The sequence below is a fragment of the Terrabacter sp. BE26 genome, assembly GCF_041941675.1.
Lineage (GTDB): Bacteria > Actinomycetota > Actinomycetes > Actinomycetales > Dermatophilaceae > Terrabacter.
On the sequence record NZ_CP090122.1, the window covers coordinates 244,944 to 260,529 of the forward strand.

The 15,586-nt window shown below is 71.8% G+C and carries 13 protein-coding genes; 4 read left to right on the forward strand and 9 right to left on the reverse strand.

Annotated features, from left to right (window positions below; translation table 11 throughout):
- Positions 1-87 precede the first annotated feature (87 nt).
- From LQK93_RS01200 to LQK93_RS01210, 3 genes are all read right to left on the reverse strand, one after another.
- On the reverse strand, positions 88-1,554 hold the full coding sequence (locus LQK93_RS01200) for an aldehyde dehydrogenase family protein (protein WP_374969760.1): 1,467 nt from the start codon (positions 1,552-1,554) through the stop codon (positions 88-90).
- Between the two features lie 24 nt (positions 1,555-1,578).
- Positions 1,579-2,814, reverse strand: coding sequence for a radical SAM family heme chaperone HemW (gene hemW / locus LQK93_RS01205; protein WP_374969761.1), 1,236 nt, complete (start codon positions 2,812-2,814; stop codon positions 1,579-1,581).
- Positions 2,815-2,876: 62 nt separating this feature from the next.
- A complete protein-coding gene (locus LQK93_RS01210; RefSeq protein WP_374969762.1) occupies positions 2,877-4,127 on the reverse strand; it encodes an MFS transporter in 1,251 nt (416 codons plus the stop codon).
- 119 nt (positions 4,128-4,246) lie between these two features.
- On the opposite strand from LQK93_RS01210, the gene LQK93_RS01215 reads away from it, so the two are divergent.
- Positions 4,247-5,107: a tyrosine-protein phosphatase gene (locus LQK93_RS01215; protein ID WP_374969763.1), complete on the forward strand. Its 861-nt coding sequence runs from the start codon at positions 4,247-4,249 to the stop codon at positions 5,105-5,107.
- Between the two features lie 31 nt (positions 5,108-5,138).
- Here LQK93_RS01215 and LQK93_RS01220 read toward each other — a convergent pair whose 3' ends face one another.
- Together LQK93_RS01220 and lepA are read right to left on the reverse strand one after the other, a co-directional pair.
- Positions 5,139-5,597, reverse strand: coding sequence for a hotdog fold domain-containing protein (locus LQK93_RS01220; protein WP_374969764.1), 459 nt, complete (start codon positions 5,595-5,597; stop codon positions 5,139-5,141).
- 84 nt (positions 5,598-5,681) lie between these two features.
- Positions 5,682-7,526, reverse strand: coding sequence for a translation elongation factor 4 (lepA, locus tag LQK93_RS01225; RefSeq protein WP_374969765.1), 1,845 nt, complete (start codon positions 7,524-7,526; stop codon positions 5,682-5,684).
- A gap of 211 nt (positions 7,527-7,737) precedes the next feature.
- Here lepA and LQK93_RS01230 point away from each other — a divergent pair, with 211 nt between their 5' ends.
- Positions 7,738-8,772 (forward strand): M48 family metallopeptidase, encoded by a 1,035-nt coding sequence (locus tag LQK93_RS01230; protein ID WP_374969766.1) that lies wholly within the window; start codon positions 7,738-7,740, stop codon positions 8,770-8,772.
- A gap of 8 nt (positions 8,773-8,780) precedes the next feature.
- Here LQK93_RS01230 and LQK93_RS01235 read toward each other — a convergent pair whose 3' ends face one another.
- On the reverse strand, positions 8,781-10,022 hold the full coding sequence (locus tag LQK93_RS01235; protein WP_374969767.1) for an MFS transporter: 1,242 nt from the start codon (positions 10,020-10,022) through the stop codon (positions 8,781-8,783).
- 139 nt (positions 10,023-10,161) lie between these two features.
- Here LQK93_RS01235 and LQK93_RS01240 point away from each other — a divergent pair, with 139 nt between their 5' ends.
- Positions 10,162-10,695 (forward strand): type II toxin-antitoxin system PemK/MazF family toxin, encoded by a 534-nt coding sequence (locus tag LQK93_RS01240; RefSeq protein ID WP_374969768.1) that lies wholly within the window; start codon positions 10,162-10,164, stop codon positions 10,693-10,695.
- Between the two features lie 55 nt (positions 10,696-10,750).
- On the opposite strand, the gene rpsT is transcribed toward LQK93_RS01240, so the two are convergent.
- Together rpsT and holA are read right to left on the reverse strand one after the other, a co-directional pair.
- A complete protein-coding gene (gene rpsT, locus LQK93_RS01245; RefSeq protein WP_374969769.1) occupies positions 10,751-11,011 on the reverse strand; it encodes a 30S ribosomal protein S20 in 261 nt (86 codons plus the stop codon).
- Positions 11,012-11,226: 215 nt separating this feature from the next.
- On the reverse strand, positions 11,227-12,186 hold the full coding sequence (gene holA / locus LQK93_RS01250) for a DNA polymerase III subunit delta (protein WP_374969770.1): 960 nt from the start codon (positions 12,184-12,186) through the stop codon (positions 11,227-11,229).
- A 50-nt stretch (positions 12,187-12,236) separates the two neighbouring features.
- Here holA and LQK93_RS01255 point away from each other — a divergent pair, with 50 nt between their 5' ends.
- The gene (locus LQK93_RS01255; RefSeq protein WP_374969771.1) at positions 12,237-13,241 is read left to right on the forward strand and encodes a prohibitin family protein; all 1,005 of its coding nucleotides are present in this window, start codon (positions 12,237-12,239) and stop codon (positions 13,239-13,241) included.
- 51 nt (positions 13,242-13,292) lie between these two features.
- Here LQK93_RS01255 and LQK93_RS01260 read toward each other — a convergent pair whose 3' ends face one another.
- Positions 13,293-15,533: an ATP-dependent DNA helicase gene (locus tag LQK93_RS01260; RefSeq protein WP_374969772.1), complete on the reverse strand. Its 2,241-nt coding sequence runs from the start codon at positions 15,531-15,533 to the stop codon at positions 13,293-13,295.
- Between the last annotated feature and the right edge of the window lie 53 nt (positions 15,534-15,586).

The window sequence follows — 15,586 nt, forward strand, 5'->3', positions numbered from 1 at the left end:
ATCACATGCGACACGCCAGTGCACTTGCAACCCTCGGGCACCCTGATGTGCTAATGACACCCGTGTCATTCGGGCAGTCCCGAGCGGTCAGCGGGTGCGCCGCCCGGGGAACGCCACCCGGTTGACGACCGCCTCCTTGACGGCCGTGAAGGGCGGTCGCACGAAGACCATCGCATCAGGCCGGGTCGGCAGCGAGAGCACCGACTTGGCGTGCGAGAAGAGCTCCACCGAGTGCTCCCCGTGGTATGCGCCCGTCCCGCTGGCGCCGACCCCCCCGAACGGCAGGCCGGGCACGGCCAGGTGGGCGAGGGGCACGTTGAACGCCAGCGCCCCTGACGAGGTGTCGCGCGTGAAGCGCTGTCGCACCCGGTCGGAGCGGGTGAAGACGTAGAGCGCCAGCGGCTTCTCCCGCCGGTTGACGAAGTCGATCGCGCTATCGAGGTCATCGACCTCGACGAGTGGCAGCACGGGCCCGAAGATCTCCTCCTGCATGACGAGCTGCTCGGGGTCGTCGGCATCGTCGACCTCGACCACGGTCGGCTCCAGGTAGCGGGTCGCGGCGTCCGACCGGCCGCCCATGACGACCCGGTCGTGCTCGACCATGGCGGTGAGCCGCTCGAAGTGACGCGTGCTGACGATGCGGCCGTACTCCGCCGACCGCGAGGGGTCCGCCCCGAAGGCGCTCGTGATCGCCTGGGCGAGAAGCGGTTTCAGCGCCTCGATGGTCTTGCGCGTCGCGAGGACGTAGTCGGGCGCGACGCACGTCTGGCCCGCGTTGGTGAACTTGCCCCACACGAGCCGCTGCGCGGTCACCGCCAGGTCGGCGTCGTCGGAGACGTAGGCCGGCGACTTGCCGCCCAGCTCGAGCGTCACCGGGGTGAGGTGGCGGGCCGCCGCCTCGAGCACGACCCTGCCGACCGTCCCGTTGCCCGTGTAGAAGATGTGGTCGAACCGCTCGGCGAGCAGGGCGGTCGTCTCCGGGACACCCCCCTCGACGACGTGCACGGCCGACCGGTCGAGGTATCGCGGGAGCAGTCGCGCCAGCAGCGCCGATGTCGCCGGGGCCACCTCGCTCGGCTTGACCACGACGGCGTTGCCCGCGGCCAGGGCCCCGACCAGCGGGGCGAGGCACAGCTGGACCGGGTAGTTCCAGGGCGCGATGACGAGGACGACGCCGAGGGGCTCCCGCACCACCCTGGCTCGGCCGGGGCCCAGGGAGACGGGTACGGGCACCCGCCGCGGAGCGGTCCACGCACGCAGGTGGCGCAGGGTGTGGTCGATCTCTCGCACGACGAAACCGGTCTCGGTGATCCACGCCTCGGTGGCGCTCTTGCCCAGGTCGCCGTGCAGCGCCTCGGCCACCTCGTGCTCGTGCTCGACCAGCAGAGTGCGCAGGGCGCGCAGCTGCCCCTCCCGCCAGGCACGTGGCTTCGTGCGGCCGCTGTCGAAGGCTTCCCGGGCCCGCGCCACGGCCTGCGCCGGGGTCGCGGCTGCCGTCTCGCCCACGCTCTCGGGCACGCTCTCAGGCACCCGCTCGGGCACGGTCTGTGTCATGGGGGCTCCTTCGTCGTCGACTCCTCAGTCGGCGAGGAGCCGGTGGACCACGGTGTCCGCGAGCAGCCGCCCGCGCCGCGTGAGCACCACTCGCCCGTCCCGGAGGACGGCAGGCCCCTCGACGAGCCCGTCGGCGATGAGTCGGGCGACCGCGGTGCGCCCCGATCCTCGCAGATCCGAGACGGGCAGGCCCTCGACGAGGCGTGTGCCGAGGAGCACACGCTCGTCGTAGCGCTGCTCGTCGCTGAGGGCCTCGCGTGCGTGCGCCGGCGACGCCCCGGAACCCAGCCGGGCGGCATACGCGCTCGGGTGCTTCACGTTCCACCACCGCACGCCCCCGACGTGGCTGTGCGCTCCGGGACCGACCCCCCACCAGTTCGTGCCGGACCAGTAGGCGACGTTGTGCCGGCAGCGGGTCTGCTCGGTGCGGGCCCAGTTGCTCACCTCGTACCAGCCGAAGCCGGCCGCGGTCAGCAGCTCGTCGGCCAGCTCGTACTTGTCGGCCTCGTCGTCGTCCTCGGGGGCGGCGACGAGCCCGCGACGCACCTGCGCGGCCAGCTTCGTGCCCTCCTCGACGACGAGCGCGTAGGCGGACACGTGGTCGGGCTCCAGCGCGATGGCCGCCTCGAGGCTGCGTCGCCAGTCGTCGAGGGACTCCCCCGGCGTGCCGTAGATGAGGTCCACGCTCACCTGCAGGCCCGCGTCCCTGGCGGCCCTCACCGCGCGCGCGACGTTGTCGGGGTCGTGGGTGCGCTCGAGCGTGCGCAGCACGTGCGGCACGGCCGACTGCATGCCCACCGACACGCGGGAGAAGCCGCCCTCGGCGAGCTCGCGCAGCGACTCGGGCGTCACCGAGTCGGGGTTCGCCTCGGTCGTGACCTCCGCGTCCGGGGCCAGCCCGAAACGGTCGCGTATGCCGTCCAGCACCTTCACGAGGTCACCTGACCTCAGCATGGTGGGGGTCCCACCCCCGACGAACACCGTCGACACAGGCGGAGCCTCGTCGCCCAGCACGTCTCGTGCGAGGTCGAGCTCGCGCAGCGCGGCGTCGGCATAGGTGTCGATGCCGATGCTCGCGCCCGGGCCACCCAGCTCGCTCAGCGTGTAGGTGTTGAAGTCGCAGTAGCCGCAGCGCACCGTGCAGAACGGGACGTGGACGTAGATACCGAGGTCGGTCGTGGGCAGGTCGGCCAGCGCTGCTGCAGGCAGCTCCCCCGTCGCGGGGGCGGGGTCGCCGTCGGGAAGGGCGGAGGGCGGCATACCTCCATTGTCCCAGCCGTGCCGCGGTGCCCCGTCCACCGCCCTCAGCGGCTCGGAGGAGGTCAGCCGGAGTGCGTCGTCACGCCGTAGCGGGCACGGGAGCGCAGCGCCCAGCGGGCTGCCGGGACCGAGACCAGCGCGATGACCACCATGAACCCGGCGAGCATGAGCCAGCCCACCTCGCCCCGGTCGACGCAGAACCAGGTGACGACCGGTGGGGCGACGACCGCCAGCACGCTGAAGCCGAGGCCGGCGAAGCCCTGGTACTGCCCCTGCCGCTCGTGCGGCGCCAGGCCCATCTGCAGGCCCCACTGGCCGCCCGAGCCGATCATCTCGCCGACGACGTGCACGAGCGAGCCGACGACCAGCGCCGCGATGGCCACCCACATGGTGCCGCGCTCGGCGAGCCCGACGATGGCGAAGCCGCCCGCGATCCACCACGCCCCGCGCACGAGGGCGCGGGCGCCGGCCTCGACGGAGTCGGCCCGGCGGGACAGGCGCACCTGGAAGAGCGCCACCGCGGCGGTGTTGAGGATCAGCAGGACGGCCACCATCACCGTGGGGGCCTGCGTGCGGGCCGAGACGAAGAGCGCGAGACCGAGCTCCATGACGAAGAAGTGGAGCGAGAAGAGCCCGGTGATGACCGTGATGACGACGTACGGCCAGTCGCGGATGACCGCGAGTCGCGGCTCCCCCTCGGCGCGGGTGTGCGGAGCCAGGTGCGGCAGCCGCGTGGAGTTCCAGGCGGCGAAGCCGGTGAAGAGCGCGTTGAGCACGAAGACCGCGACGTAGGCCCAGCGCTCGTCGATCACCAGCGCGGCACCGCCGAAGACGGAGCCGAGCCCGAGGGCCGTGTTGGTGACCGCCCTCAGGTACGCCTTGAAGAGGACGCCGCGTCCGCCGGTGGCCAGCTGCGCGATGACGCCCTGGTTGACGGCACCGGCGCCGCGCTCGAAGAGGGCGAGCAGCCCGAGCAGGAGGGCGAGCATCCACGGCGTCCTCGCCAGGACCGGCGGGGCGCTGAAGACCGCGGCGCCCGCCATGAACGCGGTCAGGACCTGACGCGGTCCTCGGATGTCGCCGAGATGGCCCGCCGGGACCTGCACGACGATGCCCACGATCGCCGAGACCGACATGGCGAGCGCCACCTCGGTCGCGCTGAACCCGACCTGCCGGGTGAAGTAGAGGGCGCTCGTCGTGAGGACCGCGCCGGCACCGAAGCGGTTGGCGAAGGACCCGAGCGCGAGGATGCGCAGGTCCCGGTCGACGGGGATGCCGCGATGGGTCAACGGTGGGTGCGTCGTCGCCGTCACGGGCGTGCTCCGTCCTCTGCCGTGCTCTCGCACGGGTCGTCAAAGTATCTCGACGTCAAGATATCTGAGGGTGGTCGCAGCGGTGCAACCGGTTTTCGGGGGTCGCATATGGTGCAGGGGTGTACCGCCCCAACTGGATCGAGCTCGACGGCGTCGTCAACATGCGTGACCTCGGGGGGATGGTGACTGCCGGTGGCGACACCGTCCGTCCGCGTCGGCTGCTGCGCTCGGACAACCTCCAGGACCTGACGCCCGGGTCGGTCGAGGTGCTGGTCTCCGGTCTCGGCCTGCGCGACGTCGTGGACCTGCGCACGCACGTCGAGGTCGCCAAGGAGGGCGACGGGCCGCTGCGCGCCGTCCCGGGCGTGCGCCACCACCACCACACGCTCTACCGCGAGGACAGCGTCGAGTCGGGCATCCCGGCCGCCGAGCGGGCCCTGCCATGGGAGACCGACGAGCGCCGCCACGCCGCCACGGTCGCCGCCTCCGAGGTCTCTCCGGAGCCGCCCACCGAGCCCGAGCAGCGCCGCAGCCCTCACCAGAGCCACGACGAGTTCTGGTCGGAGCACTACCTCGGCTACCTCGCCAGCCGCCCCGACTCGGTGGTCGCCGCCCTGCACGTCATCGCCTCCAGCGACGGCGCAGTCGTGGTCCACTGCGCGGCCGGCAAGGACCGGACCGGGACCGTCGTGGGTCTGGCGCTCAAGGCCGTCGGCGTCCCCGACGAGCTCGTCATCGCCGACTACGCGGCGTCGGCCGAGCGCGTCGCGGCCATCATGGACCGGCTGCGGGTCAAGCCGGCGTATGCCGCGAACCTGCGCGACAAGACCGTGGCGCAGCAGTCGCCCACGACCGACACGATGCGCCTGCTGCTCGCCGCCCTCGACGAGCGCTACGGCGGCGCGCTCGGCTGGCTCGACGCGCAGGGCTGGACGGCGTCCGACACCGACCGCCTGCGCCGCAGGCTCCTCGGCGACTGATCCTCGAACCGCTGGGCTGCGGCGCTTCGCCTCAGCGGGGCGTCACGTGGAGGTGGATGGTGCCCTCGACGGTGACGGTGCCGTCGGTGCGCGTCGCCGTGACCCGGACGGGAACGTCCGTCCGGCCGTCCTGCCAAGCCGCGGGTTCCGTCGTGGCCGTGCACGTGAGGTCGCTCGTCGACTTCGCGACGTAGCGCACCTCCATCCCCTTGGGGATCCACCGGTGCGTGGCGGGGATGCTCGCCTCGGCGAGCAGGCCCATCGCCGCCTCGAGACCGTTGCACGCCGCGATGGCGTGCACCGTGCCGATGTGGTTCTGGACGCGACGTCGCTTGGGCACGACGACGACCGCCCGGTTCGGCTCGACCGCCACGACGCGCGGGCGCACGCTGCGGAAGTACGGAGCCGCCGTCGTGAACGCGCGGGCGAAGGCCCAGCGTCCGAGCGGGCGTCGCTCGAGGCGGCGGTAGAGGGCGTAGACGTCGGCCATGCCGAGATGCTACCGACCGGTAACCGAATCCGGTACCACCGCCGAAGAGGCGTGGTGCCCCACCTCCCGGCGGGGCACCACCCGTCACTTCTTGGTCTTGGCCTGGTCGGCGTCGCTCGAGAGGGCTGCCACGAAGGCCTCCTGCGGGACCTCGACGCGGCCGACCATCTTCATCCGCTTCTTGCCCTCCTTCTGCTTCTCGAGCAGCTTGCGCTTGCGGCTGATGTCGCCGCCGTAGCACTTGGCGAGCACGTCCTTGCGGATGGCGCGGATGTTCTCGCGGGCGATGATGCGTGAGCCGATCGCGGCCTGGATGGGCACCTCGAACTGCTGGCGCGGGATGAGGTCCTTGAGCTTGCCGGCCATCATCACGCCGTAGGCGTACGCCTTGTCCTTGTGCACGATCGCGCTGAAGGCGTCGACGGACTCACCCTGCAGCAGGATCTGAACCTTGACGAGGTCGGCCACCTGCTCGCCGTCGGGCTCGTAGTCGAGCGAGGCGTAGCCACGCGTGCGGGACTTGAGCTGGTCGAAGAAGTCGAAGACGATCTCGGCGAGCGGCAGGGTGTAGCGCATCTCGACGCGGTCCTCGGACAGGTAGTCCATGCCGCGCAGGTTGCCGCGCTTCTGCTGGCACAGCTCCATGATCGCGCCGACGAACTCGCTCGGGGCCAGGATCGTGGCCCGCACGATCGGCTCCTTCACCTCGGAGATCTTCCCCTCGGGGAACTCGCTCGGGTTGGTGACGTGGATCTGCTTGCCGTCGTCCATGGTCACGTCGTAGACGACGTTCGGCTGGGTCGAGATGAGGTCGAGGTTGAACTCGCGCTCGAGCCGCTCGCGGACGATCTCCAGGTGGAGCAGGCCGAGGAAGCCGACGCGGAAACCGAAGCCGAGCGCGGCGGAGGTCTCGGGCTCGTAGACGAGCGCGGCGTCGTTGAGCTTGAGCTTGTCGAGCGCCTCGCGCAGGGCCGGGTAGTCGGACCCGTCGATGGGATACAGGCCGGAGAAGACCATCGGCTTCGGGTCGCGGTAGCCGCCGAGGTCCTTCGTGGCGGGCTTGCTCGCGTTGGTGACGGTGTCGCCGACCCGTGACTGCCGGACGTCCTTGACGCCGGTGATGAGGTAGCCGACCTCGCCGACGCCGAGGCCCTTGCTCGGGACCGGCTCCGGGCTGATGACGCCGATCTCGAGCAGCTCGTGGGTGGCCTTCGTCGACATCATGACGATGCGCTCGCGCGGGTTGAGGTTGCCGTCGACGACCCGGACGTAGGTGACCACGCCGCGGTAGGTGTCGTAGACGGAGTCGAAGATCATCGCGCGGGCCGGCGCGTCGGGGTCGCCGGTCGGGGCGGGCAGCTGCCGGACGATCTGGTCGAGCAGCGGCTCGACGCCCTCGCCGGTCTTGCCGGAGACGCGGAGGCAGTCCTCGGGCTCGCCGCCGATGAGCTTGGCCAGCTCCTCGGCGTACTTCTCCGGCTGGGCGGCCGGCAGGTCGATCTTGTTGAGCACCGGGATGATCGTGAGGTCGTTCTCCATCGCGAGGTAGAGGTTCGCGAGGGTCTGCGCCTCGATGCCCTGTGCCGCGTCGACGAGGAGGACGGCGCCCTCGCAGGCCGCCAGGGACCGGGAGACCTCGTAGGTGAAGTCGACGTGCCCCGGGGTGTCGATCATGTTGAGCGCGTACGTCGTCCCGTCGAGCTCCCACGGCATGCGCACCGCCTGGCTCTTGATGGTGATGCCGCGCTCGCGCTCGATGTCCATGCGGTCGAGGTACTGCGCCCGCATCGCGCGCGCGTCGACGACGCCCGTCAGCTGCAGCATCCGGTCGGCGAGCGTCGACTTGCCGTGGTCGATGTGCGCGATGATGCAGAAGTTGCGGATCAGGTCCGGCGGCGTTGCGTTGGGAGCCAACGCGGAGCGGGCCATGGGCGACACGTGGGACGTACCTCGCAGGGTCTGGTGACGGTAAGGGTGCTGGGTGCTGCCGAGTGGTGCTCGGCCGGCGTCCGACGCTCGCGCGGTGGGGCCGCCGCAGCCACCACAGTCTCCCATGCTTTGCCGGGCCGGTGCTCACTCCTCGGCCTCGCGGCGCAGTGGCTCCGCTGCTGCCGGCCGCCGGTGACCCACAATGGCGGGCATGCGCGCCCAACCCATGCAGGTCCTGCCCGTGGCTCCGGGGGCACAGGTGCCGATGCGTCGCTACGTCCGGCACCCCCGGGAGATCGTGGCGCTCGTCGTGGCGGTCCTCGCCTCCCTCCTGCTGCTCGCGCTGGCCGTCGGCGAGCTGGTCTCCGCGGCCCAGGAGCGGCGCGACCCGGACATCTACGCGCTGGCCCTGGTGTCAGCCCCGCTGCTCGTCTGGTTCGCGCGCGGACAGCTGTGGGCCCAGCAGCGGCTGAGCGGCATCAAGCTGAGCCCCGGCCAGTTCCCCGAGGCGCATGGGATGCTCGTCGACGCGGCCGCTCGGTCCGGCCTCTCCTACGTGCCGGACGCGTACGTCGTCCTCGGCAACGGGGTCATCAACGCCGCAGCCTCTGGGCACGGCTTCCGCCGGTTCGTGTTCGTCAACAGCGACCTGCTCGAGGTGGGCGGCGCGGCCCGGGAGCCGGAGGCCCTGCGCTTCGTCATCGCGCACGAGGTCGGTCACATCGCCGCGGGGCACACCAGCTACTGGCGCATGCTCGGCACCTTCGCATCCCAGTGGCTCCTGTTCGTCGGCTCGACCCTCAGCCGCGCCCAGGAGTACACCGCCGACAACTACGGACACGCGCTCGCCCCCGAGGGCGCCCGCTCGGCCATGGCCACCCTGGCCGGCGGCAAGTACCTCGGCCGCTCCGTCGACGTCGACGCCATGGCGGATCGGGCCGTCACCGAGCCGGGCTTCTTTGTGTGGCTCACCAATGCGGCGGCCGGCCACCCGGTCTTGCTCTGGCGCATCCACGCCCTGCGCGACCGGCGCCGTCCCGGGCGGCTGCTCTGGAGGCCGCGGGAACCGTGGCAGTGGGGCACGTCGGCACCGCCTGACGCGTATGCCCTTCCCGCGATGGTCGGCTTCCAGCCCACCCCGCTCCCCCCGCCGGCGGCACCGTCGGCGGAGGGTGCGCCAGCACCGGCGGTCGCCGCCACCGTTGCCGCGACCTACTCGGACGAGCTGTCCGTCCCCCTCGACTGAGCGCGCCCTCAGGCGGTGCCGGCGGTGCTGGCTGCGTCGGCGGTCTGCCGCGGCGAGCCGCTCCCCTGCGCGAGCGCCCGGTGCGACCGGCCTTCGAGCCCGACGGACAGCACCGCCACGCCGACGCCGAGCACGGCCAGGCCGGCTCCCACGAGGCTCGGTGCCCCGTAGCCCCACCCCGCGGCGAGGACGACCGAGCCCAGCCACGCACCGAGGGCGTTGGCCGTGTTGAGCGTCGAGTGGTTGAGCGCGGCGGCCAGCGACTGGCCCTCGTGCGCGACGTCCATCAGGCGGGTCTGCAGCAGTGGCACGACGACCGAGGGCAGCAACCCCAGGACGAAGACCATGGCGACACCGAGCCACACCACGTGCACGGCCCAGCCGAAGACGGCGAGCAGGGCCGCGATGGCGCCCAGGGCGCCGATGATCCCGTTGAGGACGCCGACCCGGTTGGCGACGCGGCCGCTCAGCACCATGCCGGTGACCATCCCGATGCCGTATGCCGCGAGCACCCACGGGATGTAGCGCTCGTCCAGGCCGGCGAGCTCCGTCATGGTCGGCGTGATGAACGAGTACATCGCGAACATGCCGCCGAAGCCCACCACCCCGATGAGCAGCGCGAGCCACACCTGGCCGCGGCGCAGCGCCCGCATCTCGGCGCGCATGGACTCGTCACCGCTGGAGCGCTGGTGCGGCAGGAAGACCGCGATGGCCACGACGGTCAGGGCCGCGACGGTCCCGACGAGCACGTAGGGCAGGTGCCAGGAGAAGCGCTGGCCGAGGAGGGTCGCCACGGGCACGCCGACGACGTTGGCGACACCGAGGCCGCCGAGGATCGCTGCGACGGCGGCGGTCCGCCGCTCGTGCGACACGAGGGAGGCCGCGACGACCGACCCGATCCCGAAGAAGGCGCCGTGGGGCAGCCCCGCGAGGAACCGGGCCGCCATCACGGTCGGGTAGCTGTCGGCCGCGACGATCCCGATGTGCGCGACGGCGAAGAAGGCCATGAGCCCCATGAGCAGCCCCTTGCGCGGTGCCCTGGCGGCGGCCACGGCGATGACCGGGGCGCCGACCACCACGCCGAGCGCGTACGCGGAGACGTAGTGGCCCGCGGTCGCGATGTCGACGCCCGTTCCGCGGGCGATCTGCGGCAGCAGGCCCATGGTCACGAACTCCGTCGTCCCGATGGCGAACCCGCCGACCGCGATCGCGAGGAGGGCGAGGGTGGTGCGGCGTCGTGCGGGGCTCACAGGTGTTCTCCGGGTTCGGTCGTCGGTCGGCGTCGCCACGTCGGCTGGGCGGACGGGCACCGTCGTGGCGGGGCTCGGATCGCCGTCGACCCGTTCTCGGACTCCAACCCTAACGACACGGCCCGCTACGGTGATTCCCGTGTCCAGCACCCTCGAGAGCCTCCTCGGCCGCCTGCGCGGCATCGTCCGCCGCTCGGCGCCTGCCCGCCCCCGCACGACCCCGCCCCGCACCGGAGGGGCGTCTGCCCGCACCGTGCCGACGACCGCCTACCCGGGTGACGCCACGCGGCTGCCCGACACGACGTACTCACCCCGGCCGGACGGCCGTCCGGACCCCGGGGAGATCGTCTGGACGTGGGTGCCCTTCGAGGAGGACCACACCCAGGGCAAGGACCGACCCGTGCTGATCATCGGGCACGAGGGCCGGTGGCTGGTGGCCCTCGCCCTGACCAGCAAGGACCACGACCTCGACGAGCAGCAGGAACGGCGCTCCGGGCGTGAGTGGGTCGACATCGGCACCGGCGCGTGGGACCCGCGAGGACGCCCGAGCGAGGTCCGGGTCAACCGCCTGGTGCGGGTCGACCCGGACGGGGTGCGACGCGAGGGGGCGGTGCTGCCGCGCGAGCGCTACGAGGTGGTCGTCGCCGCGGCACGCGCCCTGCAGCGCGGCTGACACAGAACAGGCCCGTCACCATGCGGTGACGGGCCCGGTCAGGAGAACGTGTGCGTCAGAGCGACGCGACCTTCTTGGCCAGCGCCGACTTCTTGTTGGCGGCCTGGTTCTGGTGGATGACGCCCTTCGAGACAGCCTTGTCGAGCTTCTTCGAGGCGTTCTTGAGGGCCTCGGCAGCAGCGTCCTTGTCGCCGGCGTCGGCGGCCAGGCGGACCTTGCGGACCCAGGTGCGAAGCTCGCTCTTGACGGCCTTGTTGCGCTCGGTGCGCGTGCGGTTCGTCTTGATGCGCTTGAGCTGCGACTTGATGTTTGCCACGTTGATGGTTTCTTTCGTTCGGTCGGATGGTTGCCGTTAGAGGGCGGCAAAACTGCTCGGGACCGGGCGTGGGGACACCCTGCGTGAGCAGCTCTGGGTGGAGCATGCATGCGCGCACGACCTGAGCGCGCACGCGACGCTCAAAGTTACCAGCGGCGTCGCCGCTCGACCAAACCGGCCGTGTGCCGTGGGCAGGGGGAGGCGGCGGCGGCAGGTCAGTGTCCGGCTCGCGCCCGCGCGATGGTCAGGATGGCCCGCTCGACCGCATACACGGGGTCACGCCCGCCTCCCTTGACCTCGAAGTCGGCGGCAGCGACGGCCTGCACGGCCTCGGCAAGGCCGTCGGCGCTCCAGTGGGTGACGGCTCGGCGTGCCTTGTCGATCTGCCAAGGCGCCATGCCGAGGCTCTTGGCGAGCTGCGCCGAGCTGCCCCGACCGGCCGCGCCGACCTTGATGAGCTGGCGCAGTTGCGAGGCGAGCACGGCGACGATCGGCACCGGGTCGACGCCGGTCGCGATGGCGTGGCGCAGCAGTCGCAGGGCCTCACCCGACTGGCCGGCGACGGTGGCATCGGCCACCCGGAAGCCCGTGGCCTCCACCTTGCCGCCGTGGTAGGTGTCGACGACGGCGTCGTCGACAGCGCCCTCGGTGTCCGAGATGAGCTGGGCGCACGCCGCAGCGAGCTCGCGCACGTCCTTGCCGACGGCCTCGATGAGGGCGCGCACGCCCTCGCTCGTGATCTTGCGCCGCGCCGCCGCGAACTCCTTGAGCACGAAGTCGGTCTTGTCGCGGTCGGTCTTGATGGCTGGGCACTCGATGACGCGGGCACCCGCCTTGCGCATCGTGTCGAGGACCTTCTTGCCCTTCATGCCGCCGCCGTGGGCGACCACGAGGCCCAGGTCGGGGTCCGGCGTCGCGAGCAGGGAGAGCAAGTCGAGCTGCAGCTCGTCCGACGACTCGTGGAGGTCGCGCACGACGATGGTCTTGGCGCCACCGAAGAGGGACGGGCTGGCGTGCATCTGCAGGGCGCCCGACTCGTAGGTGGCGGGATCGATGCGGATGACCTCCACATCGCTCTCCTGCGCGGCGGCCAGGACGCCCGCCACCGCCCGCTCGACGAGGATGCCCTCCGGTCCGGTCACGAGGACGAAGGGCGGAACGGCCGGGTCGGTCATGGCGTCAACTCTGTCATGCGGGACCGACAGCCGGCCCGCCCCGTCCACCCGTGGAAGTGAAGGTCATGTTCGCCCTCGTCCTCGCCATCGTGCTCGCCGCCGTCGGCTTCGTCCTGCTCCGACTCAAGGACCACCCCAAGAAGCTGAGCCGCTACGCCGCGATCCCGTTCGCGCTAGCGCTGTTCCTCCTCGCGGGTGCCACGTTCTATCGCCTCGACGCGGGCGAGGCTGCGGTGACCAAGACCTTCGGCACGGTGGGCGCCGAGGCGATCAGCGCAACCGGTATCCACCTCAAGGCCCCGTGGCAGGACCTCATCCGCTTCGACATCCGCAACCAGACCATCGCGCTCGACGAGGGCGGGGGCCGGATCTCGACCGTCACGAGTGACAACGCGACGGTCGCGTACGACGTGACCATCCGCTACTCGCTCAACCCGGGAAAGCTTTCGGAGATCGTGCGGCAGTACCCCGACCAGGAGTCGTTCATCTCGCGTGCGGTGCTGCCCGGTGTCTCGTCGGTGACCCGCGACGCGCCGACCACGTTCACGGCCGCGACGGTGCGCCAGTCACGCGCCCAGCTCGCGCTGCGGATCACCGAGGGTCTCGAGAAGCGCCTCGGGGAGGTGGGGGTCACCGTGGAGCAGGTCGACCCGAGGGCCATCACGCTCGACCAGAACGTCCAGGCCAACTACGACAAGGTGCAGAGCTCGCTCGCCAACGCCGAGGCCGCCAAGGCCGACCTGCAGACGGCTCTCGCCAAGGCCGAGATCACCAAGACCGAGGCACAGGCGACGTCCGACGCCGACCAGATCATCCGCTGCGGAGCGACGTCGACCCAGGTCAACGAGATCATCAACGGCAAGGAGGTCAAGGCCGTGAAGGTCGTGCCCGTGCCGTCCGAGAAGTGCCAGAACCGGCTCAACGAGCAGGTCCTCATGAGCAAGTACATCGACATGCTCAAGGACCACGGCGACTCGCTCATCGTCGTGCCGCAGGGGACCTCGAACCTCCTGCAGCTGCCCACGCCGCCCGCGGCCACCCCGAAGACCCCCTGACCCCGACCGAGGGGTGCGGCCCCGAGGAATTCGCGGATGCCGTGCGGCGCGTCACTCGAAGAGGGCGCCCGTGGCGAGGCGCAGCCCGAGCTGCTCGATCCGTGCGGCGATCGTCTGCTCGGGCAGCTCGAAGTGGTCGACGAGCTCGTCGAGCTGCATGCCCGACTCGGCGGCGTCGCGCAGCTCCTCGTCCTGCTCGTCGGTCCAGGCGTGCCCGGAGGTGACGGCGCTGCGCGAGGACGCCGGGGCCGGCGGGTCCACGGCGACCGGTCGGGGGTGCTCCGTGCCGTCGGCCTCGGTCCTGGCGCCGGTGAGCGACCGGAGCGCCGGCTCCTCGACCTCCACCGGTGGGGGCGCCATCGCATCGAGCCGGGCGAGCGCCGCCAGCACCATCTTCTTGTCGGTGGTCGGGTAGAAGGGCGGCAGCGAGCGCTGGAGGAAGCCGGCATACCGAGCCGTCATCATCCGGGAGTCGAGGAAGGCCACGACGCCGCGGTCGTCGCCGCGCCGCACCAGCCTGCCGGCGCCCTGCGCCAGGCGCAGGGCCGCGTGCGTGGCCGAGACGGCCATGAAGCCGTTGCCGCCCATCCGGGCGATGGCCTGGGACCGCGCCGACGCCAGCGGATCGTCGGGCCGCGGGAAGGGGATGCGGTCGATGATCACGAGCTGGCACGAGGAGCCGGGCACGTCGACGCCCTGCCAGAGGGTGAGGGTGCCGAAGAGGCAGGTGCGCGGGTCGCGGGCGAACTGCCGCACCAGGGTCGTGATCTGGTCCTCCCCCTGGCACAGGACCGGGATGTCGTCCCCGAACCGCGCGCGCATGATCTCCGCCGCCGTCTGCGCGGCGCGCATCGAGGAGAAGAGCCCGAGGGCTCGGCCCCCCGCTGCGCGGACCAGCTGCTCGATCTCATCGAGCGTGTCGTCGCCCGCGCCGTCGCGCCCCGGCGGGGGCAGGTGAGCGGCGACGTACGCGATGGCCTGCTTGGGGTAGTCGAAGGGGCTGCCGACATCCAGGCCCTGCCACTTCGGGGCACCCTCGCCCCGCAGCCCGATCGTGCCGGCCACCGAGTCGAAGGTGCCGCCCAGCTCGAGCGTCGCGGAGGTCAGGACGACGGTGCGCTCGTCGAACACCTTGTCGCGCACGAGCATCGCCACGCTCATCGGCGCCACCCGCAGGACCGGCCCGCGACGCTGGTCGCGGCTCAGCCACACGACGTCGAGCTCACGCTCCTCGAGGATGCGCTCGGCGTTCTCGTGGATCTCGTCGACCGCAGCGCGGGCCACCTGACGGGCGCCGTCGGCCTCCTGCCCGGGCGGCGGCTTGAGATCGCTCTGCACGGCGCGTGCCGTGTCACGGACGCGAGCCAGGGCCAGTCCCACGGAGTCCGGGATGCCGAGCATCCGGCCCTCCTCGAGCGGCTCCAGCGCCTGCGCGAGCATCGCCCCCGCCTCGTCGAGCGGCGCGGTGTTCTCCGACATCCGGCCGGCCTTCTTCGCCGCGGTCATCACCATGGTGCCGGTCAGCTCGTCGGTGATGGTCGCGGTGACGCGGTCGACGAGCTCGTGGGCCTCGTCGACGACGAGCACGTCGTGCTCGGGCAGCATCTGGCGGCCCTCGAAGGAGTCGATGGCCATGAACGAGTGGTTGGTGACGATGACGTCGACGTCCTTGGCTGCCGCGCGGGCACGCTCGACGAAGCACTCCGCCACGAGGGGGCACTTGCTGCCCATGCACTCGTGCGCCGAGACGGACACCTGTCGCCACGCGCGCTCCGACACGCCGGGGAGCAGCTCGTCGCGGTCGCCCGAGTCGGTGCTGGACGCCCAGTCCCGCAGCCGCAGCACCTCCTGGCCCAGGCGCCCGACGGAGGCGTCGACCTGGCCGACGGAGAGCAACCCGTCGTCGTCGTCCGGGATGCCGCCCTCGAGCTTGTTGAGGCACACGTAGTTGCGTCGGCCCTTGACGAGGGCATACGTGGGTCGCCGCCCCAGGACCGGCGCGAGGGCATCGGCGACGCGCGGCATGTCGCGGTCGACGATCTGCGCCTGCAGCGCGAGCGTCGCCGTGGCGACGACGGCCGGCTTGCCCGCCTCGAAGGCGTGGGCGACGGCAGGGACGAGGTAGGCCAGCGACTTGCCGGTGCCGGTGCCGGCCTGCACGAGCAGGTGCTCCCCCTCGTCGATCGCGTGCGCGACCGCGTGCGCCATCTGGACCTGGCCGGGACGCGTGGCGCCCCCGACCCCCGACACCGCGGCGTTGAGGAGGTCGTCGAGCGCGGGTCGCTTGGCCATTGGGTCAGCGTATGCCGCCCGGCCGACCTCCCGTCGCACCCGTCCCCCGCCGG

What these genes read in the sequence shown, in the direction of transcription:
- LQK93_RS01200 (WP_374969760.1), bottom strand. Translation starts at nt 1,554, where the DNA reads ATGACACAGACCGTGCCCGAGCGGGTGCCTGAGAGCGTGCCCGAGAGC.
- hemW (WP_374969761.1), bottom strand. Translation starts at nt 2,814, where the DNA reads ATGCCGCCCTCCGCCCTTCCCGACGGCGACCCCGCCCCCGCGACGGGG.
- LQK93_RS01220 (WP_374969764.1), bottom strand. Translation starts at nt 5,597, where the DNA reads ATGGCCGACGTCTACGCCCTCTACCGCCGCCTCGAGCGACGCCCGCTC.
- lepA (WP_374969765.1), bottom strand. Translation starts at nt 7,526, where the DNA reads ATGGCCCGCTCCGCGTTGGCTCCCAACGCAACGCCGCCGGACCTGATC.
- LQK93_RS01230 (WP_374969766.1), top strand. Translation starts at nt 7,738, where the DNA reads ATGCGCGCCCAACCCATGCAGGTCCTGCCCGTGGCTCCGGGGGCACAG.
- holA (WP_374969770.1), bottom strand. Translation starts at nt 12,186, where the DNA reads ATGACCGACCCGGCCGTTCCGCCCTTCGTCCTCGTGACCGGACCGGAG.
- LQK93_RS01260 (WP_374969772.1), bottom strand. Translation starts at nt 15,533, where the DNA reads ATGGCCAAGCGACCCGCGCTCGACGACCTCCTCAACGCCGCGGTGTCG.